Genomic DNA, 1,648 nt, shown 5'->3' on the forward strand with positions numbered 1-1,648 from the left:
GGGACGATATTGAAAAGATCCCCGACGATGCCGTAATCTGCGACCTGGAAGATTGGGGCTTCTTCGTCCTTGTTGATGGCGACGATGACCTTGGCGTCCTTCATCCCGGCCAGATGCTGGATCGCGCCCGAGATGCCCACGGCGACATAAAGCTGCGGGGCCACCACCTTGCCGGTCTGGCCGACCTGCCAGTCGTTCGGCGCGAAGCCCGAATCGACCGCCGCGCGGCTGGCGCCCACGGCGGCGCCCAGCTTGTCGGCCAGCGCCTCGATCACCGCGAAGTTCTCCTTCGACCCCAGGCCGCGCCCGCCCGAGACCACGATCCTCGCCGAGGTCAGCTCCGGCCGGTCGGACCCGGCCACGCGGTCCTCGATCCAGTGCGAAAGCCCCTCGGACGCCGCGGCCGAGACCGGCTCGACCGGGGCCGCGCCGCCGCCCGCCGCCGCCGTGAAGGCCGCCGTCCGCACCGTGAACACCTTCACCGGATCGGCGGACTTCACCGTCTGGATCGCATTCCCGGCGTAGATCGGCCGCTCGAAGGTCTCGGCATCGACGACCGCCGTCACGTCCGAGATCACCATCACATCCAGCAAGGCCGCCACCCGCGGCGCCAGGTTCTTGCCCGCCGCCGTCGCCGGGGCCGCGATATGGCTGTAGGTTCCGGCCAGCCCCACCACCAGCGCCGAGAGCGGCTCGGCCAGGCCATGGGCATAGGCCGCGTCGCCCGCCAGCAGGACCTTGGCCACGCCCGAAAGCTGCGCCGCCGCCTGCGCCGCCGCCTCGGGGCCCGCGACAAGCACATGCACCTCGCCCAGGCCGGTCACCGCCGTTAGCGCTTTCGCAACCGAATCACTGGCAAGCTGGCCGCCGTTCACATCGGCAATCAGGAGAACAGCCATCAGATCACCCCCGCTTCGTCTTTCAGTTTCGCGATCAGCTCGTCGACCGAGGCCACCTTGACCCCGGCCTTGCGGCCCGCGGGCTCGGCGGTCTTGACCACGGTCAGCCGGGGCGAGACATCGACGCCGTAATCGGCGGCGGTCTTTTCCTCCAGCGGCTTTTTCTTGGCCTTCATGATGTTGGGCAGGCTGGCGTAGCGCGGCTCGTTCAGCCGCAGGTCCACCGTCACGATGGCCGGAAGCTTGACGCCGATGGTCTGGAGCCCGCCGTCCACCTCGCGCGTGACGCGGGCGGTGTCGCCCTCGATCACGACCTCGGAGGCGAAGGTCGCCTGCCCCCAGCCCAGAAGCGCGGCCAGCATCTGGCCGGTGGCGTTCATGTCGTTGTCGATGGCCTGCTTGCCCGCGAGCACGAGGCCGGGGGCCTCGTCCCTGACCACCGCGGCCAGAAGCTTGGCGACCGCCAGCGGCTCGATGTCGTTGTGCACGTCGCTCGCCGCCTCGATCAGGATCGCCCGGTCCGCCCCCATGGCAAGCGCGTTGCGCAACGTCTCCTGCGCCTGCTTCACCCCGATCGAGACCACGACGATCTCGCTCGCGAGCCCCTTCTCCTTCAGGCGGATCGCCTCTTCAACCGCGATCTCGTCGAACGGGTTCATCGACATCTTCACATTCGCAAGGTCAACGCCAGACCCGTCAGATTTCACCCGGACCTTAACGTTGTAGTCAATCACCCGCTTGACAGGCAC

Annotated in this window: 2 protein-coding genes; both read right to left on the reverse strand. The window is 68.3% G+C overall.

The window, feature by feature from the left end; translation table 11 throughout:
• Positions 1-899 (reverse strand): electron transfer flavoprotein subunit alpha/FixB family protein (locus ABNX41_RS21755; protein ID WP_438671765.1); only part of this gene is annotated, 899 nt, incomplete at its 3' end.
• Positions 899-1,648, reverse strand: a 750-nt coding sequence (locus ABNX41_RS21760) for an electron transfer flavoprotein subunit beta/FixA family protein (protein ID WP_438671766.1), incomplete at its 5' end; no start/stop codon positions are given. The genes ABNX41_RS21760 and ABNX41_RS21755, both read right to left, overlap by 1 nt.

The sequence above is a fragment of the Pseudogemmobacter sonorensis genome (assembly GCF_042762395.1).
Classification (GTDB): Bacteria; Pseudomonadota; Alphaproteobacteria; order Rhodobacterales; family Rhodobacteraceae; genus Pseudogemmobacter; species Pseudogemmobacter sonorensis.